The following is a 20,762-nucleotide window of genomic DNA, read 5'->3' on the forward strand; positions in this document are numbered from 1 at the left end:
CTACTCCATCCTTTCAAATCTCTCTTTATAGACTTAATTTACACTGTGTTATATAATCGACAATGTATTAATTAGATTATATGCAGAATTAATGGGTTGACAAGCAACAGAATTGGATAAAGTGTAAAGTAGTTTACAATAAAAAGTTTTACTGTCGATAAACTCGAAGATATGCTACGAAAGCATTGAAATTGTAGCTTGAATAATTTTAATAAAGGAGAAGGATATGGATAATACAACGACACGGACAGATCCTCGCGTACTCCGAACACGTCAATTGCTTAGGGACGCCTTTATCGAGCTGCTTCAGGAAATGGATTTCGAGAAAATTTCGGTTAATCGCCTTGCGGAACGCGCGACCATCAACCGCGTTACTTTTTATCTGCATTATCGGGACATTCCTGATATGCTGGAGAAGATGGCGGAAGATATGATCGATGATATTCATCAGGTTTTGGACAATGCGCCGCCGAATCCGAATCCGGAAGAAGAAGAGTATTGGCCGATGCTGGTGAACTTGCTCGACCACATTGCCAAACACGCCAAGTTTTACAAAGTCATTCTTGCAACGAATCGAACGACGATTTTTTCTGATCGCCTGTTAAAGCTGCTCGCGGAGCTAGTTGCCGATCGAATCGAAAGAATGGAAAGCGAATCCTACATTTCAAAAGCAAATATTCAAAAGGATATTGCGGTATGGTACAGCTCTTCAGCTTTAATCGGTACGATTATCGCTTGGCTGCGAAAGGACATCCCGTACACGCCGCTTTTTCTCGCCAAACAATTTTCGCTGATGCGGTTATTGCCGAGGTAAGGTTTGGATAGCAGCCGCTTATGCAGAGTTAATCGGTTAAACATGAACAATAAAGATCATAATCATATAGGGGGCTTAAGGCATGCCGGCTTTGGCTTTTCACCGAGATGATTCGCTGCCTTTCTTGGAAGCAAAGCGATGTATGGCAAGCGATCTTGCCTATCAAAAACATTTTCATGAGGAATATTCAATTGGACTCATTGATCAAGGGGAAACGAACGCATGGTGCGATGGAACTCAGCTCCTTGTTGAAGCGGGGAGGATGATCAGTTTTCCGCCGCTGATGATGCATGCTTGCCAGCCCCTTGCGGGCATGGAATGGCAGTACAAGATGCTATACATCAAGCCTGAATGGTTTCAAGGGCTTAAGCAGCGGGAGCTCGATCAGCTTTATATCCCTTACTTGTTGGAAGACGGTAAAAATAAAGCCTGCCGTTTGCAAATCAACCGTACGATGGAGGCGCTTACCGGAAAAGGCACTCCGCTTGCGATCGAATCTGCTCTAATCGAGCTGGTGCAAGCGCTTGTTAGCCAGAATGACTCCGATCTAGAGCACGAACCTCAGGGCAAGCACGATCAAAAGTACGCTAATCTCATTAAAGAATACCTTCATGCGCATTTTGCCGAAAAAGTCACGTTGGAGAACCTGGAGGCAGAAGCAGGCATCAGCAGATTTCATCTCGTTCGTCTATTTAAGAAATGGAGCCATCTGCCCCCGCACGCGTACCAAATCTTGCTCCGAATCAATCATGCGAAGACGGAACTAGCGAAGCAGCGGCCGATTGCCGACGTTGCGGCAGAAGCGGGTTTTTACGACCAGAGTCACTTCGCGAGAGCTTTTGTCAAAATCGTCGGGGCAACACCACAAAAATATGCGTTATCGATTTAAAGATAGAGCAATTTTATACAATACCGCTTCCTTTCTAACTTGTACACTTGGAGTGACTTGAAAGAAGGGGTGGCAGAACTATGAACCGTGTTTCAGATTTGGAAAATCAATTGACAGCCGCGCTTAAAACTATCGCTCGCCGCTCGGATTTAAAGTCTTATGTGGAGCAGACGCCACAGGTGAATCAACTGCTGCGGCGCGCGGCTGCAAGGTATGTGACAGGCGAAGCGCGTCAGGATGGACTTGAAGCAGGGCGGAAGCTTTTGAAAAAAGGGTATGCGGTATCACACGAATATATCGGCGAAAATACGACCGTTGCCGCAGAATGTGAGGCGGCAGTCACAGAGATGCTGGCCCTGATTCATGACATTGGCGAAACCGGGATGCCAGCCCGAGTATCATTCGATCTATCCCATATCGGGCTTTCGCTGGATACCGAGCTTGCTTTTGCGAATCTGGAGAGGCTGGCTGAGCGAGCACAAAAAGGAGGCGTAGAATTATTCATTAGTATGGAAGAGTCCTCCAAGACAGAGCGGATTCTTACTGTTTATGAACGCGCAGCCTCCATTTATCCGAACATCGGCATTACTTTACAGGCGCAGTTGAAACGAACGCCTCAGGACTTGGCTGCCCTGCTTGCCACACCTAGACGTGTTCGTATCGTCAAAGGCGCCTATCAAGAAGCGAATGACAGCTCGATTCCTCGCTCTCCGGCGCTTAATGCACGTTATTTAGAGCTTGTTGAAAGCTCGATTCGCCAAGGACACTCCGTGTCGATCGCTACCCATGACGAACCTATCATTGAAAAGTTGCTCGAACAGGAATGGTTATCGGGCTCAAATATAGAGTTCGAAATGCTGTACGGCATTCGCCCGGATTTGAGCAGCAAGCTGAAAGCAGCGGGGCATCCTGTGCGCATTTACCTGACTTATGGACAAGAATGGTATTTGTACTTGTGCCATCGAATGGCGGAGTACCCGCCGAATCTATTTCGAGCTGTAGTAGATACGGTGAGCGATGAGGGAATCGAGCCTGTGCAATCGTATAACTGAAACGGCATACTCAGGTTTAAGAAAGTTGAAGCTTTCTCAGTCCAATCTAGCAGATTTTTTTAATATGAAGTGCACCTCTAAAAATAGACATCGGTCAAGCCGCTGGGTTATCCGATGAAATTTTTAAGAGGTGTATTTTTTTATGCCGTTAAACCATAGGTTGCTATTGCAGCGAATGAGCCTTAGACACTAGGTTGTTGTGCCTAGTTTCGATTCTGAAAGATCAATTATGATTATTTTTAGAGCAAAATTATGTTTATATGACTATATAATATATAAATAATTAATATGAAATATTTAAAACTGAAAAAATTTACTATTAATAAATCGTCGAAATAGTCCGATATAACCAAGTGAGATGGTTTTTAGTTCATCTAAATTAAAGATATTTTTAGCGTTATAGTAGTTGAGGACTATATTTTCGGGTATGGGGGTTGTTAATTTGCTTACAGCTTGGAAAAAGTGGGCGAAAGGCCTAGTATCCCATGAATTAGTGAGCATGAGAAATGCCCTCCTCCTGATCGACCAAAAGTACAACCTGATTAGTCGCATCTCTGATTCGGAGCTCATGATGATGACTGAAAAGCTGAGAGAGGAACTTATGAGGAGTACACCTCCCGCGTATGTTCCTTATATAGCTGTTGCTTTGGTAAAAGAAGCGGTTAGGCGGCGGTTGGGCTTGGTTATGCATGACGAGCAGCTGCTCGGCGGCTACGGGATGATGAAGGGCAAAGTAGCTGAGATGTTGACCGGTGAAGGGAAGACGCTTGCATCTTTGATCCCTGTTTTTTGGTTCGCACTTCAGAACAAGGGCGTTCATATGATTACGGTCAATCCTTATTTGGCCGAACGGGATTATATGCAGGCGCGAGACGTTTTTCAGATGCTGGGGATGTCGGTTGGTCTGAATCATGCAGGACTTCAAATGGAGGAGAAGCAGGCGGTCTACGAATGCGATGTTACTTACGGCGCTTGGTCGGAATTCGGCTTCGACTTTTTGAGGGATAATCTGGCGTTTGATCCGGCCAAGCAGGTACAGCGATCGCTCGCTTATGCGGTTATTGATGAAATTGATAGTGTACTCATTGACGAAGCCAAAACTCCGATGATCATTGCGGGCAAGACGAAAGCAGCGCCCGATCTTTATTACATTTGCTCCAAGTTTGTCAAAGGCTTGAGGGAGCAAAAAGATTATGAGCTGGACGTCGAATCGAATCAAGTGATGTTTACCGAAGCCGGGATACGAAAAATCGAAACCGTGTTTATGATCGATAATTTGTTTGATTTGGAATATACGACTGTGTTCCACTATTTGCTGCAAAGCTTGCGCGCTCTGGTATTAATGAAGGTCGATCGGGATTATTTGGTTGAAGGCGGTAAAGTGAAAATTATCGATTCATTTACGGGACGAATGATGGAGGGCCGGGAATTCAGCGACGGTCTGCACCAGGCGATCGAAGTCAAGGAAGGGCTGCCGATCAGCGAAGAGACTCGATCTAACGCTTCGATTACGGTACAGAAGTTTTTTAGCCTGTTTTCCCAAGTGATCGGAATGTCAGGAACGATTCAGACGGATTGTGAAGAGCTGAGGCATATTTACGGTTTGGACGTGCTGTCGATCCCTCCGCATAAACCGGTTGCTCGGCGGGATGCTCCCGATCTCGTCTTTGTCAGCTTAGAAGCCAAGTACAAGCGGCTGGTTTCGGAGATTGCTGCGTTGCATCAGCAGGGCATTCCGATATTAGTGGGCACGACTACTGTTTCGCAGTCGCAGGAATTGGCGGACCGCTTGTCACAAGCTGGCTTGAGATGTCAGGTGCTGAATGCGAAGACTCAGTCAGAAGAAGCGGAAATCATCCGCAGCGCCGGAACGCAGGGGGGCATCACAATAGCTACCAATATGGCTGGACGTGGAGCCGATATTTGTCTAGGCGAGGGCGTTGCCGAATTGGGAGGACTGCATGTCATCGGGCTCGAGAGACATGAAAGCCGGAGAATTGACCTTCAGTTGAAAGGACGGTCGGGACGGCAAGGAGACCCGGGAGCATCACAGTTTTTTATCTCGCTGGAGGATGATTTATTCCGGCGCTTTGCTGGTGAAGAGGCGGAGGCATGGCAAGAAAAGTGGAGGTGGGGGGATGATGGTGCTTCCTCCAAGGAGCTGCTGCGATTTGTGGAAATGGTGCAAAGGCGGGCAGAGCAGCAAATGTACGAAATTCGTTCATTGGTATACAAGTTTGACTGCGTCGTTCATCGCCAGAGGGAATGGTTTTATGCGCATAGGCAAGGGATGCTTTTAATGGAGCGAGTGGAAGATGCCGTTTGCCGATCCGTTTCCTTTTGGATCAAGGATCGTGTGCAGCGGTATTGTCCTTCTGATCGGCTCCCGGAGGAGTGGAAGGTGGAGCTGCTAAGGCAGGAGTTTGGGCTATCGTCCCCTCTTGCGATTACAGACTTCATGACTGGGAAGGGAATGCTTAGGCAGGTGGAGCAAACCTGGAGAGTGGATTGGGCGCAATTCATAGAGGATCGGAGCTTGCAGCAATTGCGTTCCATGTGGCGGCATGAATATTTGCGGCTGCTTGATGAGCTTTGGCAGGATCATTTGGACCAGCTTGGATTCATTAAACAAGGTATCCACTATAGGGCATTGGAAAAAAGGGATCCCGTTGAAGTGTTTGAGGAGGAAGCGTATCACCTCCACTTAAAGTTCGAACGAAAGCATCACCGCGCCGTCTGCAAAATGTTGATTAGGGAGATGAGAAACGAAGCGGCTCCTTCGCTTTCAGGAACGGCATAAGGAAGACAGCTCACTTTGAGCATTATTTTGGAGGTGGTGGCAGGCATTGAATTAATAAACGGAGCACTCTTACATAAGCAGTTGATTTAATCCAATTTCTACCCATTCATTCCTAACTTCCATGAAGAAAAGAGGAGATTTCCAATGACAAAGAAAAAATCCGATTCCAAAAAGCCTTTAAGTAAAAAAGTAGCCCAAGTCATGACAGCGACTTTGGCCGCGTCCACTGTTGTTGCGGTGCTTCCGGCTGATTTCATAAAAGCCGACATGTTCCAAGGGGACAGCGTATCGGATTCCGTATACGATCAATCTACGACGGTAACGGATTCTGTTTACGTACAGCCTTTCGTACAAGCGCTGGAGGCAGTGCGAGTTGCCGATTCAGCAGCCACGCTGCAACAAGCTTTGAGCGCCGTGGAACTAGCTCTGAACTTCACGGGCTACAACGAGCTTAGCCCGCTGGATCAAGAGGCAGTAGCCCAAGCATTGCTGAGTGCTGGGAACTATGCCGATACGGCTGAGCTGCAAGATGCTTTGAACAAGGCGGTAGCGGTTCAAAGAGATGCTGTGGCGCTGCGCAATGCGGTTGCTGCGGTCAATTCCGCAGACAGTGCGGCACAGATACAAAGTGCTCTTGAAGCACCGTATTTGGGACTCATCCTGATCAATTATAGAAAATTGAATGCGGACGGCAAGCTTGCTGCTGCAGAGACGGTTCGCGAAGCTGTCCCAGCCGGCGGTTACAATGGCCGAACTGATATTCAGAAGGCGTTCAACGAAGCGATTGCATCCGTTTTTGAAGCGCAAGCACAATAACTGAGCGGTTTGAAGCGGGGGTGAAGAGATGGAACACCGGGCAGGAATGTGGTCCCGTCTGCGTCAACGCATTTTTTCAACCACACCAACATCTGATGAAGCGATGCAGGTGCTCGCTGATCCAGAAAGCTCGCAGGAGGACGAGGTCGTTTTCGGGACCGATCGACTGGAGCTGACTGAACAGATGTGTTTGATTGAAGTCGCCAAACATTACATGGATGAGTTCTTTTTGCCGACGCTTAGGACTGAGCCTGCGCTAACCAGAGGTTTTGCCCTGAAATCACAAATGTTTGTAACCAATGGAGTCGAGCCCGTTTACCGCTCGAATATGGTTGTATTTTATCAGGATACGGATGGACAGCGAAAATACGAATATCTTGTGAGCCTGATTCGTTTTGGTACGGATGAATGGCGTGTATTTCAAGTGAAATAAACAAAACGACAGAGGTATAACGAACCATACATAATGTGAAAAAGAGAGGTAACGATGACATGTCGAAGATAAAGAAAGACAATCAAAAGCCTTTGGTCAAAGGGATGTCTGCCGTAATATCCGCAACGATGGCAACTGCATCGATCATTTCCGTATTGCCTGCCCAAGTGGCGAGTGCAGATGAAGCTGCTGCCATTGCGGAAGTGAACGCCGCTGCTACCGTTTCCGATATGCAGGCCGCACTCACTCGAGTGGATCTGGCTCTGAACCTTACAGGGTATAATTCCCTGAGCAGCACGGGTAAAGATATAGTCGCTCAAAATGTGATCGATTACCGCACGGCAAATGGCAGCTATGCTACACAGCCGAGCATTCAAACAGAGTTGAACACTGCAGTATCAGCCCGCCAGAATGTGGAAATTTTGCTAAATGCCATTAATGCCGTTAACTCGGCAGCTTCCGCGAGCGACATGAGAACGGCTCTGGAAAATACGGCACTCGGTCTGATCCTGACTACATACAACAATTTGAGCACGCCAAGCGGTAAACTGGGAGCGGCTCAGCTGCTGCTGGATTATCGCACGGCAAATGGCAGTTTCGCGGATCAAGCGGCTATCCAGAGCGAATTCAACAACGTCGTGCAAGACCAACTGGATGAGGAGGCACTTTCTCTAGCGGTGGGTAGTGTGAACGCTGCAACGGATGCTGCAACGATGACGACCGCATTGGAAGATCCGTATCTCGGTTTAGTGCTGAACTCGTTCCATAATTTGAGCAGCCAAGTAAGCCGAGACGCAGTTGCCCAGCAAATGCATGACTTTAAGCAAAGCAGCGGAGCGTATGCGAGCAAAGCGGCGATTCAAAGCAAATTGAACACCTTTGTTAGTCAAAGGGCCCAGTTTGAGGCTTACGCTGCTGCTGTGCAAGTGGTGAATGATGCAGCAACGGCAAACGATACGCAATCCGCTTTGGAAGCCTCTGATCTAGGCTTAAATTTGACGGAATATTACAAACTGGTTGCTGGTCATAGAAACGCAGCTGCACTTGCGGTATTGAATTATAAAATTGCAAACGGTGCTTTCGCCGATCAGCCGAGCATCCAGAGCACGTTGAACGCCATAGTTGTTACCGAGCAGATTGCACAAGCCGTCGATGTAGTCAACGCAACTGCGGATACGAACAGTATGAAGAGCGCTTTAGTATCTGCAACATTAGGGCTTACGCTTACTGCTTACAACGATCTCGGTGCAGCAGACAAAAATGCGGTTGCTGCTCTAGTGCTCGCGAACCGTGGCGGCGGGTATACGGACAAAGCAGCCGTTCAAACGAGCTTGGATTCGGCAATTGTTATAAATGCGCCAATGTCAGCGGTCAACAAAGCGGCTGATGCCGCTGCGATAGAAACAGCACTTGAAAACGGAGCGCTTGCTCTGGCGTTAGGCGGAGTCTATCCTAGTTGGCAGCAAGCAGATCAAACAGCTGTTGCTGCTGCTGTCCTTGCTGCTCGTCCGGGTAGTGGATACGTGGATTTGACAGCGGTACAAACCGCATTTGATGCAGCGGTAACAACACGTACGCCTATAGCTGATGTAAATATTGCAGCGGATGCGGCGGCAACGCAAACAGCGCTGGAAGCGGGCGCCCTTTCCTTAACGCTAGGCGTATACTCGACTTGGTCAGCAGCGGATAAGACGACTGTAGCAGCGGCCGTTCATGCGGGTGTTCCAGTTGGAGGGTATGCGGACAAAGCGGCGATACAAGCAGTGTTCGATGCGGCTGTTACTGCACGGACACCTGTGGCCGATGTGAATATTGCAGCGAATGCGGCGGCAACGAAGACGGCACTGGAAGCTGGTTCGCTTTCGTTGAACTTGGGATCCGAGTACCCAACTTGGACAGCGGTGGATAAAACGGCCGTGGCGACAGCTGTGAATGCTGGCCTGCCAGTTGGAGGCCATGCGGATAAGGCTGCAGTACAAACAGCGTTCGACGCGGCGGTAACGGCGCGGACACCAGTAGCCAATGTGAATGTGGCTGTCAGCGCTGCGGCGATTCAAACGGCTTTGGAAGCCGGAAGTCTCGGCTTGAATTTAGGGGCTACATATCCAGGATGGCTTTCAGCAGATAAAGCGGCCGTAGCGGCTGAGGTGCTGGCAGCGCGTCCTGTAGGTGACGGCTATGCAGATCTTGCGGCGATTCAAGCTGCTTTTGACTCAGCTGTCAGTCAGGTTGCTCCGATGGCAGATATCAATGCGGCAGCAAATGCTGCAGCCATGGAAACGGCTTTGGAAAGCGGCACGCTCGCGCTCACTTTAAGCGCGGCATATAATTCCTTATCAGCTTCGGAACAAACGGACGTGGCAGGTTTGGTGCTAAGCTACCGCCCTGTCGGCGGCTATGCGGACAAGCCTGCGGTGCAGGCAGCGCTGGATATTGCGGTAGCTGTTGAGTATGTAAATATTGCAGCGAATGCGTCAGCAACGCAAACGGCGCTGGAAGACGGCGTTCTCTCCATGAACCTGGGCGCAGCATACCCGACTTGGACGGCGGCGGATAAGACAGCAGTAGCCGCAACCGTGCATGCGGGAGTTATCTATGCGGATAAAGCCGCAATACAATCGGCATTCGACGCGGCGGTAACGGCACGTACGCCTGTAGCGGATGTAAATATTGCTGCGAATGCAGCGGCAACGCAAACGGCGCTGGAAGCCGGTTCGCTTTCGCTGAACCTCGGCGCCGTTTACCCGACCTGGACAGCGGCGGATAAGACAGCAGTCGCAACGGCCGTACATGCAGGTATTCCAGTTGGAGGCTATGCGGACAAAGCGGCGGTACAAACGGCATTCGATGCGGCGGTAACGGCACGTACAGGAGTTGCGGATGTAAATATTGCAGCGGATGCGTCGGCAACGCAAACGGCATTGGAAGCCGGAGCACTATCATTAACGTTAGGCGCCGTATACCCGACTTGGACAACGGCGGATAAAACAGCTGTGGCTACAGCCGTGCATGCAGGTATTCCGGTAGGGGGCTATGCGGATAAAGCGGCAGTACAAGCGGCATTCGATGCGGCTGTAACGGCGCGGACAGCGGTGGCCGATGTGAATATTGCAGCGGATGCAGCGGCAACGCAAACGGCGTTGGAAGCGGGTTCGCTCTCGCTGACACTGGGCATATATGCGACTTGGACAGCGGCGGATAAGACGGCGGTAGCAGCAGCGGTGCATGCAGCTCTCCCAGTAGGCGGTTATACGGATAAAGCGGCGGTACAAGCAGCGTTCGATGCATCGGTAACGGCACGTACGCCAGTAGCGAATGTGAATATTGCTGCGAATGCGGCAGAAGCTCAAACGGCGCTTGAAGCCGGTTCGCTTTCGCTTAACCTCGGCGCCGTGTACCCGACCTGGACAGCGGCGGATAAGACGGCTGTAGCAGCAGACGTGCAAGCGGGTATTCCAGTAGGCGGCTATGCGGACAAAGCAGCGGTACAAGCAGCGTTCGATGCTGCTGTAACGGCACGGACACCTGTAGCGGATGTGAATATAGCGGCGAATGCAGCGGCAACACAAACGGCGCTNGCGCAAACGGCGCTGGAAGCAGGATCGCTCTCGCTTAACCTTGGCGCCGTGTACCCAACCTGGACAGCGGCGGATAAGACGGCAGTAGCCGCGTCCGTGCTAGCAGGTCTGCCAGTTGGAGGTTATGCGAACAAAGCGGCAGTCCAAGCGGCATACGATGCGGCAGTAACGGCACGGACTGCAGTGGCCGATGTGAATATTGCAGCGGATGCAGCGGCAACGCAAACGGCGCTGGAAGCGGGATCGCTCTCCCTGACACTAGGCGTTTACTCAACATGGACAGCGGCGGATAAGACGGCTGTAGCAGCAGACGTGCAAGCGGGTATTCCAGTAGGCGGCTATGCGGACAAAGCAGCGGTACAAGCAGCGTTCGATGCTGCTGTAACGGCACGGACACCTGTAGCGGATGTGAATATAGCGGCGAATGCAGCGGCAACACAAACGGCGCTGGAAGCTGGTTCGCTTTCGCTGAACCTCGGCGCACTGTACCCAACTTGGTCAGCGGCAGATAAGACAGCCTTAGCAACAACTGTGCAAGCGGGAATTCCAGTTGGAGGCTATGCGGACAAAGCGGCTGTGCAAGCAGCATTCGATGCAGCGGTGACGGCACGGACAGCTGTAGCTGATGTGAATATTGCGGTGAATGCGGCGGCAACGCAAACGGCGCTGGAAGCAGGTTCATTGGCTTTGGATCTGACAGCTTATAATTTGCTGCATACGGCAGATAAAGTGCTTGTCGCAAGCCATGTGTTGAGCCATCGCCCTGTTAACGGCTTTGTAGATAAAGCTGCAATTCAATTGGCGCTGGATAGCGCGATCTCCGCTGACGCACCGATGGCTGCTGTGAATAATGCGGTCGATGCAACGGCAATGGAAACGGCTCTAGAAAATGTGGCGCTCGGACTTACACTTGGCGTATATAGCAGTTGGTCTGCAGCAGACCAAGCGGCGGTTTCAGCGCAAGTATTTGCNAGTAGCCGCGTCCGTGCTAGCAGGTCTGCCAGTTGGAGGTTATGCGAACAAAGCGGCAGTCCAAGCGGCATACGATGCGGCAGTAACGGCACGGACTGCAGTGGCCGATGTGAATATTGCAGCGGATGCAGCGGCAACGCAAACGGCGCTGGAAGCGGGATCGCTCTCCCTGACACTAGGCGTTTACTCAACATGGACAGCGGCGGATAAGACGGCTGTAGCAGCAGACGTGCAAGCGGGTATTCCAGTAGGCGGCTATGCGGACAAAGCAGCGGTACAAGCAGCGTTCGATGCTGCTGTAACGGCACGGACACCTGTAGCGGATGTGAATATAGCGGCGAATGCAGCGGCAACACAAACGGCGCTGGAAGCTGGTTCGCTTTCGCTGAACCTCGGCGCACTGTACCCAACTTGGTCAGCGGCAGATAAGACAGCCTTAGCAACAACTGTGCAAGCGGGAATTCCAGTTGGAGGCTATGCGGACAAAGCGGCTGTGCAAGCAGCATTCGATGCAGCGGTGACGGCACGGACAGCTGTAGCTGATGTGAATATTGCGGTGAATGCGGCGGCAACGCAAACGGCGCTGGAAGCAGGTTCATTGGCTTTGGATCTGACAGCTTATAATTTGCTGCATACGGCAGATAAAGTGCTTGTCGCAAGCCATGTGTTGAGCCATCGCCCTGTTAACGGCTTTGTAGATAAAGCTGCAATTCAATTGGCGCTGGATAGCGCGATCTCCGCTGACGCACCGATGGCTGCTGTGAATAATGCGGTCGATGCANCTGTACCCAACTTGGTCAGCGGCAGATAAGACAGCCTTAGCAACAACTGTGCAAGCGGGAATTCCAGTTGGAGGCTATGCGGACAAAGCGGCTGTGCAAGCAGCATTCGATGCAGCGGTGACGGCACGGACAGCTGTAGCTGATGTGAATATTGCGGTGAATGCGGCGGCAACGCAAACGGCGCTGGAAGCAGGTTCATTGGCTTTGGATCTGACAGCTTATAATTTGCTGCATACGGCAGATAAAGTGCTTGTCGCAAGCCATGTGTTGAGCCATCGCCCTGTTAACGGCTTTGTAGATAAAGCTGCAATTCAATTGGCGCTGGATAGCGCGATCTCCGCTGACGCACCGATGGCTGCTGTGAATAATGCGGTCGATGCAACGGCAATGGAAACGGCTCTAGAAAATGTGGCGCTCGGACTTACACTTGGCGTATATAGCAGTTGGTCTGCAGCAGACCAAGCGGCGGTTTCAGCGCAAGTATTTGCTGGTGTCCCAGGAGTTGGATATGCCAACCTGGCAGCTATACAAGCGGCATTCGATGCGGCGGTAACGGCACGTACAGCAGTAGCCGATGTGAATATTGCGGCGAATGCGGCAGCAACGCAAACGGCATTGGAAGCCGGTTCGCTTTCGCTGAACCTCGGCGCCGTATACCCGACCTGGACAGCGGCGGATAAGACAGCAGTCGCAACGGCCGTACATGCTGGTATTCCAGTTGGAGGCTATGCGGACAAAGCAGCGGTACAAGCGGCATTCGATGCGGAGGTAACGGCACGTACAGCAGTGGCTGATGTGAATATTGCGGTGAATGCGGGGGCAACGCAAACGGCGCTTGAAGCCGGCTCGCTTTCACTAAACCTGGGTGCATTGTACCCGACTTGGACAACGGCGGATAAAACAGCTGTAGCGGCGGCCGTGCACGCAGGCATTCCGGTAGGCGGCTATGCGGACAAAGCGGCAGTCCAAGCGGCATTCGATGCGGCAGTAACGGCACGGACTGCAGTGGCCGATGTGAATATTGCAGCGGATGCAGCAGCAACGCAAACGGCGCTTGAAGCCGGCTCGCTTACCCTGACATTGGGCATATACTCGACTTGGGCAACGGCGGATAAGACAGCGGTAGCTGCGGCAGTTTATGCGGGAATTCCGGTAGGCGGCTATGCGGACAAAGCGGCGGTACAAGCAGCGTTCGATGCGGCGATAGCAGCACGGACAGCAGTAGCTGATGTGAATATTGCAGCTAATGCGTCGGAAACGCAAACGGCGTTGGAGGCCGGTTCGCTTTCGCTGAACCTCGGCGCAGTGTACCCGACATGGACAGCGGCAGATAAGACAGCAGTAGCGGCGGATGTGCTTGCGGGAATTCCAGTCGGAGGCTATGCGGACAAAGCGGCTGTGCAAGCGGCATTTGATGCAGCGGTGACGGCACGTACAGCAGTGGCTGATGTGAACATTGCGGTGAATGCTGGGGCAACGCAAACAGCGCTGGAAGCCGGCTCGCTTTCACTGAACCTGGGTGGGTTATACCCGACTTGGACAGCGGCGGATAAGACAGCGGTAGCTGCGTCCGTGCTAGCAGCACTTCCAGTTGGAGGTTATTCCGACAAAGCGGCATTACAAGCGGCATTCGACACGGCGGTAACGGCGCGGACAGCTGTAGCCGATGTGAATATTGCAGTGGATGCAGCGGCAACGCAAACGGCGCTTGAAGCCGGCTCGCTCTCCTTGACGCTAGGCGTATACCAGACTTGGGCAACAGCGGATAAAGCAGCAGTAGCTGCGGCAGTTTATGCGGGAATTCCAGTAGGAGGCTTTGCAGATAAAGCGGCGGTACAAGCAGCGTTCGATGCGGCTGTAACGGCACGAACAGCAGTAGCCGATGTGAATATTGCTGCAAATGCGGCAGCAACGCAAACAGCACTGGAAGCGGGATCGCTCTCTCTGACGCTTGGAATTTACTCAACTTGGACAGCGGCGGATAAGGCAGCCGTAGCAACGGCCGTGCAATCGGGAATTCCAGTTGGAGGTTATGCTGACCAAACGGCCGTGCAAGCGGCATTTGATGCAGCAGTGACAGCGCGTACGCCAGCAGCTAATGTGAACGTAGCGGTTAGTGCAGCAGCAATGAAAACGGCGCTTGAAGCTGGCCTGCTCGGACTAGATTTGACTGTTTACAACATATTGGGCAATGCGGATAAGCTGGCTACCTCAAGCAAAGTATTGGAAGCTCGTCCGGGTACAGGCTATGTGGACATAGCGGCCATTCAGACAGCACTAGACAATGGATTAGAAGCCGGCTCGTTAAACCGTGATACAGCTTCGCTAGAAATTCAATTTAAACCAGGAGATGCTGCCAGCCATGTAACTGATCAGCTAACGCTTCCTATATTGGGAGTCGAAGGATCGGCAGTTTCTTGGAGCTCTGATTTACTGGAGGTTGACGTTTCTAACGGTAACGTTACTCGGCCAGCTTACTTGACAGGTGATTTGACTGCCACCTTGACAGCCACTTTGACTCGAAATGGCAGCACGAAGACGAAAGAGTTTGTTGTCAAACTGATCAAACTGGCAATCACAGATAGTGAGTCCGTTTCAGTTGATAAAACAGCGCTTGGCATCGTGTATGCCGGTGCTGATCATGCAGCCAACGTGTCGCAAAACTTGACGCTTCCAACAACAGGTGCAAATGGAACTACGATAACATGGGCATCTGACAATTTGGCTGTCGATGTGGCTGTTAATGCAGGAATAGGTACAGTAATTCGCCCGTTGAAAACATCTAACGATGCCATTGTTACTCTGACAGCTACCATTACAAAGAATGGTGTGCAAGAAACCAAAGAGTTTGTAGTGAACATTCTCAAACAAACGACGTTCAACGATGCGGAGTCCGTTGCGGCAGACAAAGTGGCGCTGGGTATCGGTTATACCGGTGTCGATAAAGCCGTCAGTGTAACGCAGAACTTAACTTTGCTGGGAACGGGTGCGAATGGGGCGAATATTACATGGTCGTCCAGCAACACGGATGTCGTTGAAATAAACGGAACTGTAAAACGTCCGTTGAAGACATCCAGTGATGCCATCGTGACGCTAACAGCTACAATTACGAAGAACGGTGTACAGGATACGAAAACATTTGATGTGATTGTGCTTAAGCAAACGACGTTCAATGATACCGAATCGGTGGAAGCGGACAAAGCGGCATTGGCTATCGGATATGGCGGAGTCGATAAAGCCGTCAGTGTAACGCAGGACCTGACATTGCCGACAACGGGTGCGAATGGGGCGAATATTACATGGTCGTCCAGCAGTCCGCTCGTCATTGCTACGAACGGAAATGTAACCCGCCCGGCGAAAACATCGAGCGATGCCATCGTGACGCTGACAGCTACGATCACGAAGAACGGCGAGCAGGATACAAAAACATTTGACGTGACAGTCATTAAAGAAACGACGTTTAACAAAGCGGAATCCGTAGCGGCAGACAAAGCTGCACTGTCTATCGGATATGGCGGGGTCGATAAAGCTGTCAGTGTAACGGAGAACGTGTCATTGCCGACATCGGGTGCGAATGGAACGCTTATTTCATGGTCGTCCAGCGACACAGATATCGTTGCAACGAACGGAACTGTGAAACGTCCACTGAAGACATCCAGCGATGCCATCGTGACGCTGACAGCTACGATCACGAAGAACGGCGAGCAGGATACAAAAACATTTGACGTGACAGTCATTAAAGAAACGACGTTTAACAAAGCGGAATCCGTGGCGGCAGACAAAGCGGAACTCGGTATCGGTTATGGCGGCAGCGATAAAGCCGTCAGCGTAACGCAGGACCTGACATTGCCGACAACGGGTGCGAATGGGGCTAATATTACTTGGTCGTCAAGCAACACGAGCGTCGTAGCTACAAACGGTAATGTGAGCCGTCCGGCGAAGACATCCAGCGATGCCATCGTGACGCTGACAGCTACGATTACGAAGAACGGTGTACAGGATACAAAAACATTTGATGTTACGGTTCTTAAAGTAACGTCGTTTAACGACGCGGAATCCGTAGCGGCAGACAAAGCGGAACTCGGTATCGGTTATGGCGGCAGCGATAAAGCCGTCAGCGTAACGCAGGACCTGACATTGCCTACAATTGGTGCGAATGGGGCGAATATTACATGGTCGTCCAGCAACACGGTTATCGTTGACACGGATGGCAAAGTAGCACGTCCTGCGAAGACATCCAGTGATACCATCGTGACGCTGACAGCTACGATTACGAAGAACGGTGTACAGGATACAAAAACATTTGATGTGACAGTTCTTAAGCTAACGTCCTTCAATGACGTGGAATCCGTAGCGGCAGACAAAGCGGAACTCGTTATCGGTTACGGCGGCAGCGATAAAGCCGTCAGTGTAACCCAGGACTTGACATTGCCGACAACGGGAGCAAATGGAGCGATTATTACATGGTCGTCGAGCAACACGGCCGTTGTAGCTACAAACGGTAACGTAAGCCGTCCTGCGAAGACATCGAGCGATGCCATCGTGACGCTGACAGCTACGATTACGAAGAACGGCCAGCAGGATACGAAAACATTCAATGTTAATGTGCTTAAGCTAACGTCCTTCAATGACGTGGAATCCGTAGCGGCAGACAAAGCTGGACTCGGTATCGTTTATGGCGGCAGTGATAAAGCTGTCAGTGTAACCCAGGACTTGACATTGCCGACAACAGGAGCAAATGGAGCGATTATTACATGGTCGTCCAGCAGCCCGCTTGTCGTAGCCACGAACGGAAAAGTGACGCGTCCGGCGAAGACATCCAGCGATACCATCGTGACGCTGACCGCTACGATTACGAAGAACGGTGCACAAGATAAGAAAGTGTTTGATGTGACGGTTATTAAAGAAACGTCGTTTAACGACGCGGAATCCGTAGCGGCAGACAAAGCGGAACTCGGTATCGGTTATGGCGGCAGCGATAAAGCCGTCAGCGTAACGCAGGACCTGACATTGCCTACAATTGGTGCGAATGGGGCGAATATTACATGGTCGTCCAGCAACACGGTTATCGTTGACACGGATGGCAAAGTAGCACGTCCTGCGAAGACATCCAGTGATACCATCGTGACGCTGACAGCTACGATTACGAAGAACGGTGTACAGGATACAAAAACATTTGATGTGACAGTTCTTAAGCTAACGTCCTTCAATGACGTGGAATCCGTAGCGGCAGACAAAGCGGAACTCGTTATCGGTTACGGCGGCAGCGATAAAGCCGTCAGTGTAACCCAGGACTTGACATTGCCGACAACGGGAGCAAATGGAGCGATTATTACATGGTCGTCGAGCAACACGGCCGTTGTAGCTACAAACGGTAACGTAAGCCGTCCTGCGAAGACATCGAGCGATGCCATCGTGACGCTGACAGCTACGATTACGAAGAACGGCCAGCAGGATACGAAAACATTCAATGTTAATGTGCTTAAGCTAACGTCCTTCAATGACGTGGAATCCGTAGCGGCAGACAAAGCTGGACTCGGTATCGTTTATGGCGGCAGTGATAAAGCTGTCAGTGTAACCCAGGACTTGACATTGCCGACAACAGGAGCAAATGGAGCGATTATTACATGGTCGTCCAGCAGCCCGCTTGTCGTAGCCACGAACGGAAAAGTGACGCGTCCGGCGAAGACATCCAGCGATACCATCGTGACGCTGACCGCTACGATTACGAAGAACGGTGCACAAGATAAGAAAGTGTTTGATGTGACGGTTATTAAAGAAACGTCGTTTAACGACGCGGAATCCGTAGCGGCTGACAAAGCAGCGCTTGGCATTGTATATTCAGGCGTTGATACGGCAACTAACGTGACGCAAAAATTGACGCTCCCATTAACGGGAACGAATGGTACAACCATCACTTGGTCGTCTGGCAACACAGCCGTTATTGCAGCAAACGGAACCGTGAATCGTCCGGCTAATGCTTTCGGTGACGCTTCCGTTACTTTAACGGCTACCATTACGAAGAACGGCACTACGGAACAGAGAACATTTAATTTAACCGTACTGAAGAACGTTCTAACATCGGCTCCAATCGGATCGGACATCATGGTTACAAACAACGTCACGGGTCAAGATGACTTAATACTCGTGAGCAATCTCCAAGCTGGGGATATCGTGAAAGTTTACAGCTCTACGGGTAACTTGCTCAAAACGGCTACTGTAGCAAGCGGCGCAACATCTGCCAGCTTGCAGATTACGCAGCTTGGCGCTGCGGCTGGAACTGTGAAAATTACAGTAACCCGCGCCGGCTTTGAGGAAAGCGCTAAGGTCATTGCAGCATTTGCAGCAGAAAATGCCAAGCCGTACGTTATTTCCGGTACTGGACTGGATACGAAAAATGGTATTGAAGCCAAGGTGACTGTAACACCAACCGAAGGACTAACGTATTCCGGTTCCAAATACGTCATTTTCGAACTTATGAATGGAGATACTCCTGTAAGCATCATAGCGTTAGAGTATGATGGCAAATCCGCTTCAACCTTGACCGCACAATTCAATACCGCATTTACAAAAGATCATAAGGTCAATGTACTGATTATGGATCAAATTAACACGGCTACAGATAATGTCGGTACACCGCTGGCTGACAAAATCGTTCTAAGCAAGTAAAAGACAATCATTTTGAGATGCAGCCAAGTTGCGGGATAACCAAATTTGGCTGCAACACATAGGAGTGAAACAACAGTGAATAAGAAATGGCTTGCCCTGATTATCATTGCCGCAATTTTGTGGGGCAACTTAGCCGGGGTGAACTCCGTACAAGCCGCAACTGCCCAAGTGACGGTTGACAGCATCGCTTCGGTAAAACCCGGTCAAGAAATTGTGATCAGCGGGACTGCTCTTTATCCTGAAGTCGTCGTAAAAGTAATTGACAATGCGAAGAACGTAGTTGAATTTATCGATACGGTACAGGTAACGAATGGTACCTACTCCGTCAAATTCAAACTTTCGTCCGATGCTTCCGCCGGTAAACACCATGTAGTTGTAGGTATCGGTTCAAACGTTGCTAATCAGAACTTCGATGTTACAATCGTTTCGACGCCGCCCGGCGGTCCTGGCGGTCCTGGTCCAGTTCCGGGTCCTATTGTAGTCGTGCCAACACCAACGACGTCTTCACCAAACCAAATCAATGCTCCTGCGGATGTTGTCAAAATCGAGCAGGTGACGGTAGACGGCAAAACGGTTGTGAAGGCGCAGCTGGACAAGAAGAAGCTGTCCGATTTTATCAACAAAGACGTTGCAGCATCTCCAGTTGAGAAGCAAACCGTCGTAGTGGACGTTGCCGGAAACGGGCAGCAAGTGGAAGTAAGTTTGACGCTGGGAATGTTTCAGTCATTGAAGGATAAGGCGAGCAACGCTTCCATTCAATTCAATACACAGGTTGGCCAAATATCTTTTCCAGTTCAAACATTGACAGAAAAGGCTGCTGAGCTCAATTTGAAGAGTGATTTTACGATTAAAATCATTATTTCTACGCCAGATGAAAAAACGACGCAAGGCATCAATGATATTTTTGCCAAATCGGGCGCGCAATCGTTAGCTGCTCCAGTTGATTTTATAATTGTGGCGGATTTGGAAGGAAAGGATGTGGAGCTAAACCAATTCAGCTCGTATACGGAGCATATTTTGACGATTCCTCAAGCGTCCGGGGATGACTTCAGTCATTATTCGGGTGTTTATTTCGATCCTTCGACGAATCAATTCTATCCGCTGCCAACGCTGTTCACAACGAACTCGAATGGTGAAGTATTGTCGAGTATTCTTCGTAAAGGCAACTCGCTCTATTCCGTTGTTAAAAATGTGAAAACATTCAGCGACGTGCTCGGCACTTATGCACAGAAACCAGTGGAGACGCTGGCTTCCAAGTTCTTTATCTCCGGTTTTCCAGACGGGAAATTCCGTCCGAATCAAAAAGTTACTCGCGCAGAGTTTACGGCTATGATTTCTCGTGCTTTGGGTGCTCTGCCTGAAACGGCGGGCAATCAAACGTTTAAAGATGTGCCGAAGAGCAGCTGGTATGCCGGCGTTGTCTCTACAGCTGTCAAAGCTGGGCTTGTCAGCGGGTATAAGGATAATACATTCCGTCCGGATCAACAGATCACGCGGCAGGAAATGGTCGTTATGATGTACAACGCTATGAAGCATGCAGGATATGTGAACAGCATGGCGGCAAGTGACAAAGATCAGTTATTGAATTCGTTTGTGGATCGCTCCTCTATTGCTGCTTGGGCGAAGGATGCGACAGCCATCGCGATTCAAGAGAAAATCGTCAACGGGCTTGAGGGCAATGCATTTGCCCCTTTGAAATCAGCAGATCGAGCGCAATCCGCCACCATTGTTTATCGCATGATGCAAACACTTAAATTCATTAATTAAAGCCAAAAAGGTTCCACCAACTAAGAAAGTCCACGATTAAGCTCGTGGACTTTTTTATTAGAGGCGAGCCCGTGGGTTCAGTCTGAACAGCTGCTGAACGGACGGAAGGGAACGGGTATGCCCTTTCCCTATAAGAGGGTAATTACATCGCAACACTCGTTTAAATTCTGTTTAAAAACATGAGTTAGAA

The 20,762-nt window shown here is 50.4% G+C and carries 8 protein-coding genes; all 8 read left to right on the forward strand.

Annotated features, from left to right (window positions below; all coding sequences use genetic code 11):
- The first annotated feature begins 226 nt into the window (after nt 1-226).
- The 8 genes from A7975_RS20185 (at nt 227) to A7975_RS20230 (ending at nt 20,572) form a co-directional block, all read left to right on the forward strand.
- Complete coding sequence (locus A7975_RS20185) at nt 227-814, forward strand: TetR/AcrR family transcriptional regulator (RefSeq protein WP_065386267.1); 588 nt, start codon at nt 227-229, stop codon at nt 812-814.
- An 82-nt stretch (nt 815-896) separates the two neighbouring features.
- A complete protein-coding gene (locus tag A7975_RS20190; protein WP_065386268.1) occupies nt 897-1,703 on the forward strand; it encodes a helix-turn-helix transcriptional regulator in 807 nt (268 codons plus the stop codon).
- An 80-nt stretch (nt 1,704-1,783) separates the two neighbouring features.
- Nucleotides 1,784-2,755 (forward strand): proline dehydrogenase family protein, encoded by a 972-nt coding sequence (locus A7975_RS20195; RefSeq protein ID WP_065386269.1) that lies wholly within the window; start codon nt 1,784-1,786, stop codon nt 2,753-2,755.
- Nucleotides 2,756-3,182: 427 nt separating this feature from the next.
- Nucleotides 3,183-5,555, forward strand: a complete 2,373-nt coding sequence (locus tag A7975_RS20200; RefSeq protein ID WP_065386270.1) for a preprotein translocase subunit SecA — start codon at nt 3,183-3,185, stop codon at nt 5,553-5,555.
- Between the two features lie 144 nt (nt 5,556-5,699).
- Complete coding sequence (locus A7975_RS20205; protein WP_065386271.1) at nt 5,700-6,371, forward strand: hypothetical protein; 672 nt, start codon at nt 5,700-5,702, stop codon at nt 6,369-6,371.
- Between the two features lie 28 nt (nt 6,372-6,399).
- Nucleotides 6,400-6,804: a hypothetical protein gene (locus tag A7975_RS20210; RefSeq protein ID WP_065386272.1), complete on the forward strand. Its 405-nt coding sequence runs from the start codon at nt 6,400-6,402 to the stop codon at nt 6,802-6,804.
- 7,459 nt (nt 6,805-14,263) lie between these two features.
- On the forward strand, nt 14,264-18,805 hold the full coding sequence (locus A7975_RS35490; protein WP_369688944.1) for an immunoglobulin-like domain-containing protein: 4,542 nt from the start codon (nt 14,264-14,266) through the stop codon (nt 18,803-18,805).
- Between the two features lie 75 nt (nt 18,806-18,880).
- Entirely contained in the window at nt 18,881-20,572 is a 1,692-nt protein-coding gene (locus tag A7975_RS20230) for an S-layer homology domain-containing protein (RefSeq protein WP_065386276.1), read from the forward strand.
- Nucleotides 20,573-20,762 lie beyond the last annotated feature (190 nt).

Source organism: Bacillus sp. FJAT-26390, assembly GCF_001682865.1.
GTDB lineage: Bacteria > Bacillota > Bacilli > Paenibacillales > Paenibacillaceae > Pristimantibacillus.

Bases quoted from the DNA above. Each gene is read 5' to 3' on its own strand.
- A7975_RS20185 (WP_065386267.1), top strand. From the start codon at position 227: ATGGATAATACAACGACACGGACAGATCCTCGCGTACTCCGAACACGT.
- A7975_RS20190 (WP_065386268.1), top strand. From the start codon at position 897: ATGCCGGCTTTGGCTTTTCACCGAGATGATTCGCTGCCTTTCTTGGAA.
- A7975_RS20195 (WP_065386269.1), top strand. From the start codon at position 1,784: ATGAACCGTGTTTCAGATTTGGAAAATCAATTGACAGCCGCGCTTAAA.
- A7975_RS20200 (WP_065386270.1), top strand. From the start codon at position 3,183: ATGGGGGTTGTTAATTTGCTTACAGCTTGGAAAAAGTGGGCGAAAGGC.
- A7975_RS20205 (WP_065386271.1), top strand. From the start codon at position 5,700: ATGACAAAGAAAAAATCCGATTCCAAAAAGCCTTTAAGTAAAAAAGTA.
- A7975_RS20210 (WP_065386272.1), top strand. From the start codon at position 6,400: ATGGAACACCGGGCAGGAATGTGGTCCCGTCTGCGTCAACGCATTTTT.
- A7975_RS35490 (WP_369688944.1), top strand. From the start codon at position 14,264: ATGAAAACGGCGCTTGAAGCTGGCCTGCTCGGACTAGATTTGACTGTT.